At 40.8% G+C, this 15,910-nt stretch carries 16 protein-coding genes; 13 read left to right on the top strand and 3 right to left on the bottom strand.

All coding sequences use genetic code 11. The annotated features are described in order from the left end of the window. The first annotated feature begins 76 nt into the window (after window positions 1–76). The 9 genes from F6I03_RS02100 (at window position 77) to F6I03_RS02060 (ending at window position 8,742) form a co-directional block, all read left to right on the top strand. Complete coding sequence (locus F6I03_RS02100) at window positions 77–1,222, top strand: aminotransferase class V-fold PLP-dependent enzyme (protein ID WP_070431747.1); 1,146 nt, start codon at window positions 77–79, stop codon at window positions 1,220–1,222. Window positions 1,223–1,234: 12 nt separating this feature from the next. Further along, the gene (locus F6I03_RS02095; RefSeq protein ID WP_070431746.1) at window positions 1,235–1,855 is read left to right on the top strand and encodes a DUF3841 domain-containing protein; all 621 of its coding nucleotides are present in this window, start codon (window positions 1,235–1,237) and stop codon (window positions 1,853–1,855) included. A gap of 8 nt (window positions 1,856–1,863) precedes the next feature. Further along, on the top strand, window positions 1,864–2,478 hold the full coding sequence (locus F6I03_RS02090; protein WP_070431745.1) for a DUF3841 domain-containing protein: 615 nt from the start codon (window positions 1,864–1,866) through the stop codon (window positions 2,476–2,478). Between the two features lie 207 nt (window positions 2,479–2,685). Continuing rightward, entirely contained in the window at window positions 2,686–3,429 is a 744-nt protein-coding gene (locus F6I03_RS02085; protein WP_070431744.1) for an isochorismatase family protein, read from the top strand. 117 nt (window positions 3,430–3,546) lie between these two features. After that, window positions 3,547–4,947: a dihydropyrimidinase gene (gene hydA / locus F6I03_RS02080; RefSeq protein WP_070431743.1), complete on the top strand. Its 1,401-nt coding sequence runs from the start codon at window positions 3,547–3,549 to the stop codon at window positions 4,945–4,947. Between the two features lie 20 nt (window positions 4,948–4,967). Then, window positions 4,968–5,315: a GrdX family protein gene (locus tag F6I03_RS02075; RefSeq protein ID WP_070431742.1), complete on the top strand. Its 348-nt coding sequence runs from the start codon at window positions 4,968–4,970 to the stop codon at window positions 5,313–5,315. A 28-nt stretch (window positions 5,316–5,343) separates the two neighbouring features. After that, a complete protein-coding gene (locus tag F6I03_RS02070) occupies window positions 5,344–6,627 on the top strand; it encodes a glycine/sarcosine/betaine reductase component B subunit (protein ID WP_070431741.1) in 1,284 nt (427 codons plus the stop codon). Window positions 6,628–6,641: 14 nt separating this feature from the next. Beyond that, window positions 6,642–7,931, top strand: coding sequence for a glycine/betaine/sarcosine/D-proline family reductase selenoprotein B (locus F6I03_RS02065; protein WP_083290643.1), 1,290 nt, complete (start codon window positions 6,642–6,644; stop codon window positions 7,929–7,931). Between the two features lie 142 nt (window positions 7,932–8,073). Next, the gene (locus F6I03_RS02060) at window positions 8,074–8,742 is read left to right on the top strand and encodes a Crp/Fnr family transcriptional regulator (protein WP_070431739.1); all 669 of its coding nucleotides are present in this window, start codon (window positions 8,074–8,076) and stop codon (window positions 8,740–8,742) included. A gap of 86 nt (window positions 8,743–8,828) precedes the next feature. On the opposite strand, the gene grdB is transcribed toward F6I03_RS02060, so the two are convergent. Genes grdB through F6I03_RS02045 form a run of 3 tightly spaced genes read right to left on the bottom strand, consistent with a single transcriptional unit; the run spans window position 8,829 to window position 11,866 of the window. Next, window positions 8,829–10,121 carry a glycine reductase complex selenoprotein B gene (gene grdB / locus F6I03_RS02055; protein WP_083290642.1) on the bottom strand — a complete coding sequence of 431 codons (1,293 nt, stop codon included), beginning with the start codon at window positions 10,119–10,121 and terminating at the stop codon, window positions 8,829–8,831. A gap of 31 nt (window positions 10,122–10,152) precedes the next feature. Next, the gene (locus F6I03_RS02050; protein ID WP_070431736.1) at window positions 10,153–11,439 is read right to left on the bottom strand and encodes a glycine/sarcosine/betaine reductase component B subunit; all 1,287 of its coding nucleotides are present in this window, start codon (window positions 11,437–11,439) and stop codon (window positions 10,153–10,155) included. Window positions 11,440–11,467: 28 nt separating this feature from the next. Continuing rightward, window positions 11,468–11,866, bottom strand: a complete 399-nt coding sequence (locus F6I03_RS02045; RefSeq protein ID WP_070431735.1) for a GrdX family protein — start codon at window positions 11,864–11,866, stop codon at window positions 11,468–11,470. 529 nt (window positions 11,867–12,395) lie between these two features. Between F6I03_RS02045 and selD the strand changes: the two genes are divergently transcribed. Genes selD through selB form a run of 4 tightly spaced genes read left to right on the top strand, consistent with a single transcriptional unit; the run spans window position 12,396 to window position 15,902 of the window. After that, entirely contained in the window at window positions 12,396–13,370 is a 975-nt protein-coding gene (gene selD / locus F6I03_RS02040) for a selenide, water dikinase SelD (protein WP_070431734.1), read from the top strand. Between the two features lie 29 nt (window positions 13,371–13,399). Then, a complete protein-coding gene (gene yedF, locus F6I03_RS02035; RefSeq protein ID WP_070431733.1) occupies window positions 13,400–13,741 on the top strand; it encodes a sulfurtransferase-like selenium metabolism protein YedF in 342 nt (113 codons plus the stop codon). Window positions 13,742–13,749: 8 nt separating this feature from the next. Beyond that, window positions 13,750–14,013, top strand: a complete 264-nt coding sequence (locus F6I03_RS02030; protein ID WP_083290640.1) for a DUF3343 domain-containing protein — start codon at window positions 13,750–13,752, stop codon at window positions 14,011–14,013. Window positions 14,014–14,024: 11 nt separating this feature from the next. After that, window positions 14,025–15,902: a selenocysteine-specific translation elongation factor gene (selB, locus tag F6I03_RS02025; RefSeq protein WP_070431731.1), complete on the top strand. Its 1,878-nt coding sequence runs from the start codon at window positions 14,025–14,027 to the stop codon at window positions 15,900–15,902. The last annotated feature ends 8 nt before the right edge of the window (window positions 15,903–15,910 follow it).

Here is a 15,910-nt window from a genome sequence, read left to right as displayed (position 1 = left end):
TGAATCCAATGGCTAAAGGCTTTCTAATAGGAATTAGGGAAGGACTTTAGCCATTTTTTAGAAATGAGGGAAATTGATGATTTATTTAGATAATGCTGCGACGAGTATCCAAAAACCTGCTTGTGTCATTGAAGCGGTGGTCGATGCCATGCATCATCTAGGAAATGCCGGTCGCGGAGCCAGTGAAGAGTCACTCGAAGGGTCGCGGACCTTATTTAATTGTCGGAGTCAGTTAAACCAATTGATGCATGGGGAGTCGCCTCAGCAGATTGCTTTTGCTTTAAATTCTACAGAAGCTTTGAATACAGCTATCCGCGGGCTCTTTCAGCCTGGTGACCATGTGATTACTTCTGTGATGGAACACAATTCGGTGCTCCGCCCCCTCTATGCCTTAAAAGACCAAGGCTTGGAACTCAGCTTGTTACCCTGCGATGACAAAGGCCGCCTCGTCATCGAAGACTTGCCCGCTTACATACGTCCTAATACGAAGGGCCTTGTGCTTACCCATGCCTCTAATCTCACGGGCAACCTAAACCCTATTGAAAAATTAGGTCAAATTGCCCATAACCATGGCTTGTATTTTGTCGTAGATGCTTCCCAAAGCCTAGGGGCCATCCCTATAGATGTCCAAGCTGCCCAGGTGGATGTGCTTTGCTTTACCGGTCATAAGAGTTTGCTTGGGCCTCAGGGAACAGGAGGCCTCTATGTGCGTCCAGGCCTTAACATCCGTCCACTCAAGGCAGGGGGAACAGGGATCGATACCTACAATCATTATCAACCGCAACGTATGCCCGAGGCTCTTGAAGCTGGGACGCAAAATGGCCATGGTCTAGCGGGACTTCGTGCAGCAGTTGAGTATATTCTTGACCAGGGAGTAGCCAACATTCATGACAAAGAACTCGCTTTAATCCAATATTTTTATCAGGCCTTAAAAGATATTGAAGGTCTTCATATTTATGGAGACTTTACAGCTGATCGGGCGCCAGTTCTTGCGCTTAATATCTGGGATATCGATTCTTCAGAAATTGCTGAAGACTTAGAAGAAGACTTTGACATTGCCGTACGCTCAGGGGGACACTGTGCACCACTCATGCACCAAGCTTTGGGAACAACTGAACAAGGGGCCGTACGCTTTAGCTTTGGCTACTTTACAAGCAAAGAAGAAGTCGACCAAGCCATCACAGCACTTAAAGTTTTAGTCGACCGTTATCGTCCTGAATAGGAGGTTTTTAACATGGAATATATCCGCTTATATACCCGGCAACATGAAAATTCGCTCTATGAATTAGAGCGCACAGGATCTATTCGAAACAAAAGCATCTACGTTCGTTTGCACATGGGGCCAGATGCTGATTATTTTGCTGAAAGGTATCGCAGCTTTGTCGAGATGGCAGAAGAGCGAATTCCTAGACCAGAAGGAGTGGAATACCCGATTTGGTGTGCTATAAGTAAGGATACCGCCCGGCTGCCGATTAAAGGCGAAGTGCTCTATTGCCTAAGGGTGCCCAAAGATCAAGTTATTTTTTTCGATGGACAAAAATGGGATTATGTCTTGAACTATTTGTATATTCCAAGTGACGAGGCTGATCAATCTGCCTTCAAAAAAGAGTTACAAGCCCGAGGCCTGCCATCTGCCTATAATATTATAAAGGGTAAATATGCTGGCTTTTATCCAGATCTTGAAGAGAAAATTCGTGCCTCTTGGACAAGAATATTTGACATTGATGAGCCGTCGCGCTTTAAGGTCCAGGCTAATCTTTGGGAGATTCAAGAAGAATGGATTGAAACAATTATTTATCCAGGGGAAGACTTAGCTCAAAAAACGCAAGAAAAATTAGATGCTTTTGGACAGTGAGGTGCCTTATGCAAACAATTGCTCTTTATACCCGACAGAATGAAAAATCTTTGCAAGAACTTAAACGGACAGGGGTGGTGCGTAATAAAGAGATTTATGTCAGACTTCATATGGGTGTGGATGCCGATCATTTCTCTGAACGTTATCGCTGCTTTGTTCAGATGGCGGAAAAATTTGTGCCCCGACCTAAAGGTGTTGATTACCCAATCTGGTGTACAGCAAGTAAAAATTATTGTAAGCGTCCTATTCAGGGAGAACTTATATACTGCCTTAAAGTTCCTCGGGAAGACATCATATTTTTTGACAGCCTAAAATGGGATTATGTCCTAAATTATCAATATTGTCCTAAAAATGAAGCGGATGCCCGAGCTTTCAACAAAAAATTAGAAGCTTTAGGTATCCAAAACATTGTCAATTTATTTCAAAGAAAATATGATGGCATGTATGATGAGATCAAACAAGAGATTAAGGATAGTTGGCAGAGGATATTTGATTTAGAAACGCAAGATCCAGGGATTATTGAAGCTAACATCTGGCAAATTAAAAAAGAATGGATTCAGCATATTGTGTATCCAGGAGAGCCATTTTTTGAAATCGTTAAGGATATAGAAGACATATATTAAATGAGTAAATATTAAAAATAATACAATAAAATGTTAGAGTACTAACATTTTATTAAGCAAACATATGGTTAAATATAAGTGTAGAGGAAAACATTCGGAAAAATGTAAGCGCTATATTTAATTTGAGCCTTGCCCAAGTGTTTACTTCTCGGAGGCGCTTTCGTAATGCTGTGATATCGGCTTTTGATTTTATTAGGAGGAAAACTAATGACTGAGAAACAAAATCCAGATTACAAATATGTTGATGAGTATGGCTTCGATGAAGCAGGTTTAAAAGAAGCTTTTGAAGAAGCACGTAAGATTTATAAAGAACGTGGTTTCATGCGTGAAATGGGTGTAGGGAAAGCGCCAGCCATTACAACAGTTGATATGGCTAGGGCTTGGATGACAGAGGGCCATCCCTTCACTTGTGATCACTCTGAAGAAGTCTGTGCTGAAGCACTTAAAGTATTAAATGCTGGGCGTAAAGCCGGCATTCCAATCTTCCATACAACGACTGGCTATTGGGGTGAACAGCAATGGGATCTACCACGTTGGGATGAAAAGATTCCTATGCACACCTTAGATATTCATGATGATTACTGGATGGCTATTGATCCTAAATTAGATCCTCAGCCAGAAGAACCAGTTATTCACAAGAAATATGCTTCTAATTTCTTCGGCACCCATTTAAATCAAACCTTGAATTTCTTAGGGGTAGACACTTTGATCGTAATGGGAGCAACGGCATGTGCCTGTGTACGTCACACCGTAATGGATTCAACAGGTTATGGCTATAAAACATTAATTCCTCGTGGCACAGTTGGCGACCGTGTACCTGGAGTTATTGAATGGAACCTCTTTGACATGGAGGCTAAATTTGCTGATGTTTGGGAAGTTGATGAAGTCGTTAAATATTTAGAAGGCATTGATCCTAGCGTTTATACCAAGCATGAACGTGCTAACGATTAAATTAAGACAAATTGCATAGCACTTGGGGCTGTGCCTTAACATATGAACCCGTAAGGCCCTTAAGGCATGCTTGCGGGTTTTCTTATCTAAATATATGGCAAGAAAGGAAGGCAGAATATGGCTTTACTAATCAAGAACGGAACAATTGTTTCTTCAACAGCTGAATACCAAGCAGATATCCTCATTGAAGATGAAAAAATTAAAGCGATTGCAGAACATATTGACCCAGCAGACCACGAATTGGTTGATGCCAGTGGGAAATATATTTTCCCTGGTGGGGTTGACGAACATGTCCATATGGGGCCTTTTGATACTTACGGTTTTGAAACTTCTCACGCAGCCTTGGTAGGCGGGACGACAACTATTGTTGACTTTGCTCCCCAGGACAAGGGTGATACGGTGATTAATTCTTTCCACCGCCATAAGGATGAAAAGGCTCAGGGCATTGCTTCTCCAGATTTTTCCTTCCATGGGATGGTAATGGATACTAGCGAAGCTCTATTAGATGAAATTCCTAAGATGGTTGAGAATGGTATTGTTAACCTCAAATTCTTTATGGCCTATAATGGCACTCCCTTCCATGTAGAGGATGATTTAATTTTTAAGGCGATGCAAATCTGTAAAGACTATGGCATTACGCCTTGGGTTCATTGCGAGAATGGGGATATGATTGAGGTCCTGAAAGATGAATTAGTGGAAGAAGGCGTGACTAAGCCGATTGGTCACTATCTCTCTTCACCTCCAACAGTAGAGGATGAAGCGGTTCAGCGTTTAATTTATCTAGCTAAGTTAGCTGACTCCCCTATTTTTATTGTTCACAATACGACAGCAGGTGCATGCGCTAATATAAAACGGGCTCAAAATGAAGGACAGTCTGTATATGGTGAAACTTGCACACACTATCTAGCTATTGATACTTCTTACTTGGAAAAAGATAACTTTGAAGGGGCTAAGTGGGTATGCGGTCCTGCTATTCGTCCAAAAGAACATATTGAAGCGGTCTGGAAGGCCATAGAAGATGGCACTCTGATGAGTATTGGATCCGACCATGCAGCTGTTGTAGGGGGATTTGAGAAAGCTAAAAAGCGTGGAATAGATGACTTTACGAAAATTCCTAATGGTGTCCCTGGTATGCAGGACCGGCTTTACATGGTATGGACACAAGGCGTCGAAAAAGGACGAATTTCAAAACAAGATTTTGTGCGTCTTTGTATGGAAAATCCGGCCAAACTATGTGGAATATACCCTCAGAAGGGAGCTTTGCTTCCCGGCTCTGATGCTGATATTCTCATCTGGGACCCAAGCTATGAAGGCAAAATTTCAGTAGAAAATAGCTACGAAGGCACTGACTATAACACCTTTGAAGGTTTTGAACAAAAAGGAATTGCCGACAAAGTTTATCTTAGAGGTCAATTAATGGCTGAAAGAGGGAAGCTAGTTGGTGAGAAAGGGCAAGGTAAGTATATCCGCCCTAAAGCTTATACGGTCTGCTATGACAAATACCATAAAGGAGAATAGCAAGTTAGGAGTTGCAATCCGTGAAATATATCATTGTATCCAATAATGAAAGCTTATTAAAGCATGTTGATTATTTGCATTTTGTAGAAGGTGGCTTTTGGGATGTATTAATTGAAGTACGCAATCTGATTCATATCGGTTGGCGTCCTCTGACACATCCCTTGCCGGCTTCTCTACGGATGATGCTATCTCCTGTACGATCCGTTATCTTAGCTGATGTGAGTCACGATAAGAGCTATGAGATCATTGAACAGTCAATGGATCTTTATCAAAGGACTCTGGGAGAAAGACAAGCTGACTTTAAAAATTTAACCGACTACCAGCGACTTGACCAGGAACTTTTGATGGCAGCCTTAGCTGACCTTTAGGCCGATCATCCTGTAAAGAGGTGTGAAAATGAAACTTGAATTACAAAATGTTGTTATTGAAAAAATTGATTTTGGCAAAAAAACAGAGATCAAAGACGACCAACTCTATATTAATCGAGATGAAATGATAGCTGAATTAATGGCGATTGACCAGGTCAAAGCGATTCAAATTGACTTGGCTCGACCGGGTGAAAAAAAGCGTTTAATTCCTGTCAAGGATGTGATTGAGCCTCGCTTGAGAATAGGTCGCGGGAATCAATTTCCCGGGATAACTGGAGAAATTGAACAATTAGGGCAGGGAACTACCAAAAAAATGCAGAACGTAGCAGTAGTTACTGTGGGCGATATTGTTGGCTTCCAAGAGGGAATAATTGATATGTGGGGTGAGGGAGCTAAGTGGACACCTTTCTCACAGACATTGAATGTGGTTGTTAATATTGAGCCAGAAGAAGGCCTTGAACCGCACGAACATGAAAAAGCTTGCCGGCTAGTTGGGCTTAAGGCCAGTGAATATTTGGGAGCTGCTTTAGAAGGCGTCAGTCCAAACTCAAGGGAGTCTTTTGAGATTGAAGATGTGAAAACTAGTTTGGAAAAATACCCTGATTTACCACGAGTTGCCTATGTGGAGATGTTAATTGCTCAGGGTCTCCTCCATGATGGTTATATATATGGAGTGGATGCTAAGCAAATTTTGCCAACTTTGTTGAACCCATTGGAGGAATTGGATGGAGCGGTTATATCGGGAAACTGTGTGGCGGCTTGCGATAAGATAACGACCTACCAACACCAAAATAACTCTGTTATCTTAGAATTACTCAAACGTCACGGCAAAGACTTGGTTTTCGTTAGTTCAATTCTTGTGCCAGAATTAACCATTCTGGATGGCAAGTTTAGAACAGCTGACTATACCGTGAAATTGTGCCAGTTGCTTGGTCTGGATGGTGTCATTGTCTCTGAAGAAGGCTATGGCAACCCTGATTCGGACTTAGTAATGATTGCCGAAGGATTAGAGAATTCAGGGATAAAAACAGTCTTGATTACGGATGAGTGCTCGGGTTGGGATGGTGATTCTCAACCTCTAGCAGATGCTAAAGAAGAAGCTAAGGCAGTGATTTCGACCGGAAATGTTTCCCATCTTATCCATTTGGAAGCTGCTGAAGAGGTTTTAGGAGATGCTAAAGCCATTGCTAATCTCTCAGGAGGTTGGGAAGGTAGCTTAGATGAGGCAGGAAATATTAGTTGTGAGCTAAATGCGGTAATTGGAGCTACATCTGAAATCGGTTACCATAATCTTACTGTCGAATTACACTAGGGAGGAGGCTAATAATGAAAAAAGTACTTTATTATTTAAACCAGTTCTTTGGTCAAATTGGGGGCGAAGATCAAGCTGATATAGAACCGCGTTTAGTTGAAGGTGCCATTGGACCAGCTATGGCTTTTTCCCAGCAATTAGAAGACGGGGAAGTGACCCATACGATTATTTGCGGGGATAATTACTTCAATGAAAATTTAGAACTTGCCCAGCAATTTGTTATGGAAAGCTACAATGAGCTCCAGCCAGACTTAGTAGTCGCTGGCCCTGCTTTTAATGCTGGGCGTTATGGGATGGCATGTGCAGGTGTCGTAAATACTCTAAAAGATAAAACGACGGTTCTTACTGGGATGTACCATGAAAATCCAGCGGTAGATCAATGCCGTAGCCACGCTTATATCGTTCCCACCGGTGATTCAGCAGCTTCTATGCGTAAGGCCTTACCTGCCATGGTTGAGCTAGCAACTAAAATCTTGGCTGGTAAAGAAATTTCAGCAGAAGAAGATGGCTTTATGATGCAGGGCCGCCGTTTAACGGTCTTTTCTAATCAAACAGGAGCTGAGCGAGCTAGCGAGATGCTATTAAAGCGCTTGCGCAATGAAAGCTATGAAACCGAGCTTCCCATGCCTGAATTCGATTATGTTCAAGCAGCGAGTCCAATTACAGATATGGCGCATGCAACAATTGCTCTTGTCACGACTGGAGGAATTGTTCCTGAAGGTAACCCAGACCACTTGCAATCCGCTTCTGCCCAGAAATGGGTTAAATACGATGTCTCAAATCTGACTCAGCTTGCAGGTGAATTTATTACTGTCCATGGGGGCTTTGACCCAGTCTATGCGAATGATAAGGCCGACCGTGTTGCACCTTTAGATGAATTGCATCGTCTAAAAGAGAAGGGGATTATCGGAGATATCTACAAGTACTTTTACTCCACAACAGGAACAGGAACTTCTGTCGGAAATTCTGAGAAATTTGGTCGAGAGATCGGTCAAGAACTTTCAGATGCAAAAGTAGATGGCGTCATCCTAACCTCTACCTGAGGGACTTGTACACGTTGCGGTGCAACGATTGTTAAAGAAATTGAACGTTTTGGAATTCCTATTGTGCATATGGCAACGATTACTACTATTTCGGAGTCTGTAGGTGCTAACCGAATTGTACCAACTGTAGCTATTCCTTATCCTGTTGGTAATCCTGAATTGGATGACAGAGAGGAAGGACTTAGGGACGAATTAGTAGATCGAGCGATACGTGCCCTATCAACGGATGTCGCCTCACCGACTGTTTTTAAGAAAGAATAACTTAGAGGGGAGAGTCTGACTCTTCCCTTATTTAAATTTATTTTTAAAAAATCTATTTATAATAATAATTCAGTTTTTAAATGATAAAATAAACTTATCATTTATAAAACATTATTTTTAAAACCGGCTTAGAGGTGTGAGGATGTACTATAAGGAATTAGCAAATTTTTCACTATTTCAAAATGTGAGTAAGGAAAGTGTTGACCTAATCAATGCAATGGATATAAGAGTAAAAAATTTTAAAGAAGGTGAACGAGTTAATTTTTTGGGGGATCCGATTCAATATATCTATGTCATTGCATCGGGCTGCCTTAAAACAAATGAATATTTAATGAATGGAAAGGAAATTGTATCGTCTTATTACTTTGGCTATGATGCTTTTCCCTTGTATTTGGTCTACGGGGGAGCAACAACTTACCCTTATAATATTTATTGTCATAAGCAGGCTCAAGTATATTGCTTACCCGTTGAGGAGCTGAAAGCTTGTATTGACGCTGATCCAAAACTTATGTCAAATGTATTGGTATTTGTTTCTAAATATTGTTTAAAAAACAAGAAAGTCATTCAAACAGTTAGCTATCCTAAGGTGTCACAGCGCTTAGCTTTTTGGCTACTGACTTCGAGCGACCAGAGGGATAATTTTAGGTTACCAGGAACCCAGGCCCTTTTTTCAGACATACTTTTAGTGAATCGGTCTTCTTTGAATCAAGAACTAAAACGTATGGCTAATAAAAAAATTATTTCTATCTATGGTCGACGCATCCACATTAATGACCGGATAGCTTTAAATGAGATTTTAGAAAACGCTTAAAAATAAGGCATTAAAAAACGACTCGAAAACGAGTCGTTTTTGTGCGTATGATCATGATTAATTTAAGTTACAGTGGTTAAGAACACTTATTCAAAAATCGTTTGTTCGCTAATTTCAGTTTGAAGAGCATCTAATGCTTTATCAACTAAGCCTAGGCGAAGTTTGTGTTCGTCTTCTGGACTTAAATCAGGATTACCGAGTGGGTGAGGGATGGCAATTGTAGGTACAATCCGGTTAGCCCCAACAGTTTGTGAAATTGGGGTTACTGTACACATGTGAACAATTGGAATGCCTGCACGTTCAATTTCTTTATACATCGTTGCTCCGCAACGCGTGCAGGTACCTCAGGTGGAGGTGAGGATAACAGCATCTACGCCATCCTCTTTCAATTGTTTAGCAATTTCTTCACCGTATTGACGGGCACTAGCTACTGCTGTACCATTACCAACCGTGGTAAAGAAAGTATTGTAAACCTTACCAATTTCGCCTGCTTCTTCTTTTTCGCGTAAGATATCTAATGGCAGAACACGGTTAGCATCTTCATCGGCATAAGTGGTGTCATAACCACCGTGTGCAGATTCATAGCCATCTTTAAAGCTCTTAACACCTTCAATATTGTAAGCACCAAACTTAGATGCTGAAGAAGATTCGATGTGGTCAGGGTTTCCTTCCGGTACAACCCCACCTGAAGTTACTAAAGCAATAGTTGCTGATTTCAGGTCTTTCAAGGCTGGAGCAGGATCCACATTATCAAACTCAGGCATTGGATATTCGGTTTTGAATTCTTCGCCCTTAAGTTTCTTGATTAACATATTGACAGCACGTAAAGAACCACGCTCTTCAGCCTGATAATTTTGGCGGTGACGTGGGAAGTAACCGTCTTCATCAGGAGTGACATCTTCACCTGCTAAAATTTTGTTAACAAGAGATGTAATCGCTGGAATAGCTTTACGCATTGAAGCAGCAGAGTTACCGGTTGGGACAATATAAGCAGTCTTGCTATACATTTCCTTCCCTGGGTTTTCTTCATACATACCGGTTACAGCAGGAATGCCTAATTCTGTAATCACTTCGCTAGCAACTGCGCCGGCAGCCATACCATAACGCCCAGCATTGAAGGCAGGACCTGCAATGACAAGGTCTGGTTCATAAGATTTAATCATCTCAATAACTTCTGGTAAAGCTGTATCAATATTTTCATTAAAGTAAGAGTCACCGCAGACTACAGTGCCGACAATTTCAGCATCTTGTAAAGGACCATTTAAGCCAAGACCTGGGCCTTTAGGACCATCTTCTTTAAATGGTTTAGTGTCTGCTTTTTCTTCGCCACCAATCCCAGCATAGAACTGGTTGATGTAGTGAACAACACGTTTAGTCATTTATAAACCTCCTTTTGAATACTGGTCAGACTTATACGTAACGAGCTGATTGTTTATTAAAGCCTAATTCATTGGTAGCGCCTGTAATGGCTTGAATTTCAACCGTAATTTCGCCGTTTTCCTTCAAGCTTCCTTCAGCACCACCGGCAATAATATCAACGTATTCTGTCGTACCAATAATGCGATCCATGGCAGGTAGGGTAATCACTTCGTTCGCATTCCCGCCTGTAACAGCTGCATCAGCAAGTGGATCAGCATCTGCTAGAGATTGGGAAGAACCGTCGCGACCAGCATATTCGTCGGTAACGATAACTGTTTTAACCCCAGCTTTTTCGAGCTTGGTACAGTTCATGATCAAGTCTGTATCTGGATTACCGAATCCTTCTTGGGAAACGATAGCACCATCAAGGCCGAGATATTGAGCAAGTTTCGCCGTAAAGTCGCTCGAACGTTGCTTATCAGCCAGGTAAACAGCTTCATTAGTAATAATGACACCCATGAAGTTAATGTCTTTACCGTGACGAGCATAGAGGTCTTTAATGATTGGATTATTTAAGTGGTGGTAGGTTGTGTTTTTGTCACAAGCTGACACACAGTTCCCTGAAATAATCGCACCATCCATGATTTCAGTAGGGTAAAGAATGGTTGGGACGATATGCTTAGCATCCGTACCGTAAACGTAGGTATCATGAAGTAAGCCTTGGGTTTGTAGCATATAAACGTAACCAACTTTTGGTAGGTCAGGGTATTCATTAGCCTGTTCAAAAATAGGTTTAGTTTCATACACTTCAACATTATCTGGCTGAACATCAGTCCCTAATTGGCCTAAGTAGTTAGCTACTTTCAAACCAGCCAGGCGTAATGCTTCTTCGTGAGCATGGGTTTCAATGCCTTCAACTGGTTGAGCAACTAAAACAATATTGATATTCTTAGAGAATGGTGTTAATTCTGCGCCAGGACCACTCATATCTACGATACCTTCTTGGAAGCGAACAAGTTTACCAGCTGTCATAACTTCACAGCCTTTAAGGGCAACTGTTTTACCTTCTCCAACAGTATCTACGCGATTAATTACGCCAGGGAATACACCTGCTTTAGAGTCAACTTTAGCACGTGGCTCAATGACATCTTTAACAGGAGTAATACGAACGCTTTCCCCAGGTTTAGCAATTTCAATTTCAACCGATGCGAAGCGGTCATCTTCAAGCACTAAGTCTTTGACTTCTTGCTCATTAATGGATAGAACAGAATTTTCAATTTTAGATTCATTTGTTAAAATGACATCTTTAATTTGAATTTCTCCAAATTCTAATTTCATAAACTCACCTCTCAATTGTGTTAAAAAGTTACATAAAATGTGGCGGAATTTGCATCCGCTCGAGTGCATGTTGAATCAGATCAAAGTCAATTAAACTAAAATCTCTAAGCGTTGCTTCATTCCATTCAGGTGTTTTTTCCTGAGATAAAAATTTATCATATACAGAAAGCGCATTCTCCATCATCTCTAAGCTTTCTAAATCTATGGCTGTTTTCGCTTTGTCTGTTAGGGCGATTGACTTATAAAAGGTTTCATTGGGTTTTAAACTGCTACTTAGGGGATGAGTTAATAAAGAGACCTTGTCGTCAACGACTACCTCCCTAGCTTTCTCCAAAACATCACGATAGTCACCATCGATATAGCATATAGTTAGAGACGGAGCAGAGATTTTTTCTTTGACTTGTGGATTGTTAGTAATAATTTGCATATATACCTCTCAAATTTTAAAATTTAGCCCTTCAATTATTGAAAGGTAGAAAACGCTAACAAACTTGTTCACAAATCTGGTCAACGTGCACGACGTTTTAAATAAGTATTATTCACGGTGAGACCTCCATAAAAGTTTTATTGGTGAGTTATGAGATTTATTTAATAAATAGAGATCATGTGCAAACATAATCATTCACATAGTTATTGTAACACGAAATAAAGAATATTCAATTGCTTTATCATTTAAAAATCAAGTAATGATTGTAAAATACAGAAAGAAACCCCTTACTTAAAGGTTTTTTAGGTAATAAAATAGATAAATAATATTATTAAAAGAATCACAAAAAGCAAAGTAATTCGTTTGAGTCTGAGTGAGAAAAGTGGTAAATTAATAGGTGAGACTGGCTAAATATTTAATTATTCGGCACGATGTCTGTTAATATTATAATCAAGGAGTTGATGCAATGGTCGATCATGTGAAATACGAAGAAGATAAACTTGAAACTTGCGGAGGTTGAGGGGCAAAAATAGGTGCGGGGCACCTTTCTGATTTGCTAAGTAAGTTACCGAAGAATCACGATGATCAGTTACTGGTCGGCTATGATTCTGCTGATGATGCAGCTGTCTATCGTGTCAGTGATGACCTAGCGGCGATACAGACCTTAGATTTCTTCCCTCCAGTTGTTGATGACCCTTATTTATTTGGTCAGATCGCAGCAACTAATGCCTTGAGTGATGTCTATGCGATGGGAGGACGAGTGGCTACAGCCATGAATATCGTGGGCTATCCACGGAATAAATCTTTTTCAGATTTAGATAAAATCATGCAAGGTGGTGCTGAAAAAGTTCTTGAAGCTGGCGGGGTTTTAGCTGGCGGACATTCTATCCACAATGATTCAGTTCTCTATGGCCTGTCGGTTATGGGCTTGGTGAGTCCAAGTCGGATTTTACAGAATAATCAACCGCATAGTGGAGATGTACTCGTTCTTACCAAAAAATTAGGTGTAGGAATTATTACTTCTGCCCACAATAAAGGGGAATGCAGTTCAGCTGCTTTCGATGAGGCGGTAGAATCTATGTGTACGTTGAATAAATATGCGGCAGAAGTGATGGAAAACTTCCCAATCTCTTCCTGCACAGATGTGACAGGTTTTGGCTTCTTAGGTCATTTAATGGAAATGGTAGAAGAAAATGTTACGGCTATAATCGATAGTCGGGCGATTCCTTACATTGAAGAAGCTTACGACTGTGCCAATAAGGGGATTCGTACGGGAGGCGCTAGCCGCAACTTCAACCATTTTGGCAAAGATGTGCTTTTGAAGACGGAAGATCGTCTTTTGACAGATATTTTATATGACCCACAAACCTCTGGTGGTCTTTTAATTAGCTTACCGCAGGATAAAGCTGAAGCATTTATGGCCAGTCTAAAAGAAGCCAGAGTGCCTGCTTGGCAAGTCGGTCATTTTGTAGAGCGAGAAGACTATGCCATAGTTGTCGAATAAAGTTTAGAATTTTGAAAGGAAGATATATAATGAGTGAAAAATATATTGTTGTTGTTTCTAGCGATGAAATGGGTCACGGCGAACCTGAACTCGGCAAATCCTTAATGAAGGCTTTTATTCATAACTTAACTGAACAAGAAAGCCTACCTGAAAAGATTTTATTTTACAATACAGGTGCCTTGTTAGTTGAAGAAGGGGCAGATACGGTCGAAGATTTGGAAAGCTTAGTGGAAAAAGGTGTCTGGATTGGGACATGTGGAACTTGTGTCAATTACTTTGGCTTAGAAGATAAGGTCGCAGTTGGAGATATCTCCAATATGACAGAAATTGTCAAGAACATGTATTCATACGACCGTGTAGTTAAACCTTAAACCAGCATATGAAAGTGTTTTTATTAACTTTTGATGGGGCTCAAGCAGCCATGTCAGGAGAAAAGGAATTCAAAGAAGCGGGCTTTTCAGCCCGCTTGGTTCCTACTCCCGAATCTATTTCGGCAGCTTGCGGTTTAGCCCTAAGAATAAAAAATACGAATGCAGAAGATATAAACCAGTTTTTCCCCGAGGAAAGAAGGGAAGGAACTGGTTTATATCTTATTGAAGGTGAAGGTCGATCCAAACATTATTCAGCTTTGGACTGGAATTAGGGGGGCACGCTTTGGAAAAATTTGTCATGGGAACGGCTGGTCATATCGACCACGGAAAAACAACTTTGATTAAAGCTTTAACTGGGATTGAAACAGATACAACCGATGAAGAAAAGAAAAGGGGCCTATCGATAAATTTAGGCTTTGCCTATATGGATCTTGCGAATGGGGAACGTTTAGGAATTGTCGATGTTCCAGGTCACGAACGTTTTATCAAAAATATGGTAGCGGGTGTGAGTGGCATTGATTTTGCCCTGCTTGTTATTGATGTCAATGAAGGTATCATGCAGCAAACGCGAGAACATATTGATATTCTAACCTTGCTCGGACTTAAAGATTTTATCATTGTTTTATCTAAGGTTGATGGCGTTGATCCTGACTTACTTGAAATTGTTAAAGAAGACATTCATGAACAATTTCAAGGTACTGTGCTGGAAGAGGCGCCAATTGTTGAGACAGATGCTGTGACAGGTTATGGCATCGAAGAATTGAAAGCATTGATTACAGAAAAATGTGAACACTTAGAAAATAATGATTTAGATCTACCAGCTCGTATGAATGTGGACCGTGCTTTCTCGGTCAAAGGTTTTGGGACAGTCGTCACAGGTACCTTAATTGAAGGTCGCATCCAGGTCGGAGATGAATTGACGGTATATCCTAGCGGTCTAAAAACAAAAGTTCGTACAATTCAAATTCATGAAGAGGACCAAGAATTTGCCCAAGCAGGAAATCGTACGGCGCTAAATCTCACAAAATTAAGTTTGGATGATATTTCAAGGGGAGATGTCCTTTCTGCTGGCCCACTTGAACTATCTTGGATGCTAGATGTTAAACTGAAGTGTTTAGAAGACGCAGAACAAAGTATTGAACTTTGGGATCGTGTGCATTTAAATATCGGAACCAGAGAAGTTCTCGCCCGTATTGTGCCCCTAGGCGTAGGCGCAATCCTTCCAGGAGAAGAAGCCTTTGTTCAATTACGATTAGAAGAACAATTGACGGTAAAAAAAGATGACCGTTTTATTATTCGCTCCTATTCTCCTGTCTATACAATCGGTGGGGGAATTGTATTGGATCCAAACCCCAAGAAGCATAAACGCTTTAATGAGGAAGTCATTGAAAGCCTTAAAATTAAAGAAGAGGGCGACACTGCTGATATTTTAATGGATTTTATGAAGCACCGTGCGCATGGCTTAACCACAGTTAAAGAAATGAGCGACTACCTTAATTTACCATTGGCTTCTTGTCAAGAAATTGTAGGCGGACTCTTAGATGATGGACAGCTCTTAGCCTTTGGTCATTTTTATATGGCGGTTGACCGATATGAAGAATTAGCCAATGAAATGTGCGATAAACTGAAACAATACCATGAAAAAGAAAGCCTGCGTCGGGGCATGCCTGTGGAAGAATTCCGTTCACAGTTTAATAAACTTTCTGCAAAAGAATTAGATACTATCACGAAACAGCTTGAAAAAGATGGCAGAATAAAAGTTGAAGACGATATTATTCGCCTAGCTGATTTTGAAATTCAATTAACTGCTGAAGAAGAGAAGATTAAGGAAGAAATTCTTAAGGTATTGCAGGAAAGTGCCATGGCACCACCAGAAGTAGAAGAATTGACGCATCAAGACCCAACTTATCAAAATGTTTTAAATATGCTGGTGGGAGACCAAGTTTTCCAATTAGATCGCTACACCTATTTAGATCGGACGATTTATGACAAGGCAGTTGATCAAATTATAGCGTTCATTCGCAAAAATGGCAGCATTTCCCTTGCTGAATGCCGTGACTTATTCCAAACAAGCCGGAAGTATGCGCTGAAACTTCTGGAACATTTAGATAAGGCAGGCGTCACCAAACGGCAAGATGATGTTCGGGTCTTGAAAAAGTAAAGGAGGCT

Source organism: Aerococcus sanguinicola (assembly GCF_008726925.1).
Taxonomy (GTDB): Bacteria; Bacillota; Bacilli; order Lactobacillales; family Aerococcaceae; genus Aerococcus.
This window is presented reverse-complemented; position numbering and strand designations above follow the sequence as displayed.

Bases quoted from the DNA above. Each gene is read 5' to 3' on its own strand.
- F6I03_RS02030 (WP_083290640.1), top strand. From the start codon at position 13,750: ATGAAAGTGTTTTTATTAACTTTTGATGGGGCTCAAGCAGCCATGTCA.
- yedF (WP_070431733.1), top strand. From the start codon at position 13,400: ATGAGTGAAAAATATATTGTTGTTGTTTCTAGCGATGAAATGGGTCAC.
- F6I03_RS02085 (WP_070431744.1), top strand. From the start codon at position 2,686: ATGACTGAGAAACAAAATCCAGATTACAAATATGTTGATGAGTATGGC.
- F6I03_RS02050 (WP_070431736.1), bottom strand. From the start codon at position 11,439: ATGAAATTAGAATTTGGAGAAATTCAAATTAAAGATGTCATTTTAACA.
- F6I03_RS02060 (WP_070431739.1), top strand. From the start codon at position 8,074: ATGTACTATAAGGAATTAGCAAATTTTTCACTATTTCAAAATGTGAGT.
- F6I03_RS02090 (WP_070431745.1), top strand. From the start codon at position 1,864: ATGCAAACAATTGCTCTTTATACCCGACAGAATGAAAAATCTTTGCAA.
- F6I03_RS02095 (WP_070431746.1), top strand. From the start codon at position 1,235: ATGGAATATATCCGCTTATATACCCGGCAACATGAAAATTCGCTCTAT.
- F6I03_RS02100 (WP_070431747.1), top strand. From the start codon at position 77: ATGATTTATTTAGATAATGCTGCGACGAGTATCCAAAAACCTGCTTGT.
- hydA (WP_070431743.1), top strand. From the start codon at position 3,547: ATGGCTTTACTAATCAAGAACGGAACAATTGTTTCTTCAACAGCTGAA.
- F6I03_RS02045 (WP_070431735.1), bottom strand. From the start codon at position 11,866: ATGCAAATTATTACTAACAATCCACAAGTCAAAGAAAAAATCTCTGCT.
- F6I03_RS02070 (WP_070431741.1), top strand. From the start codon at position 5,344: ATGAAACTTGAATTACAAAATGTTGTTATTGAAAAAATTGATTTTGGC.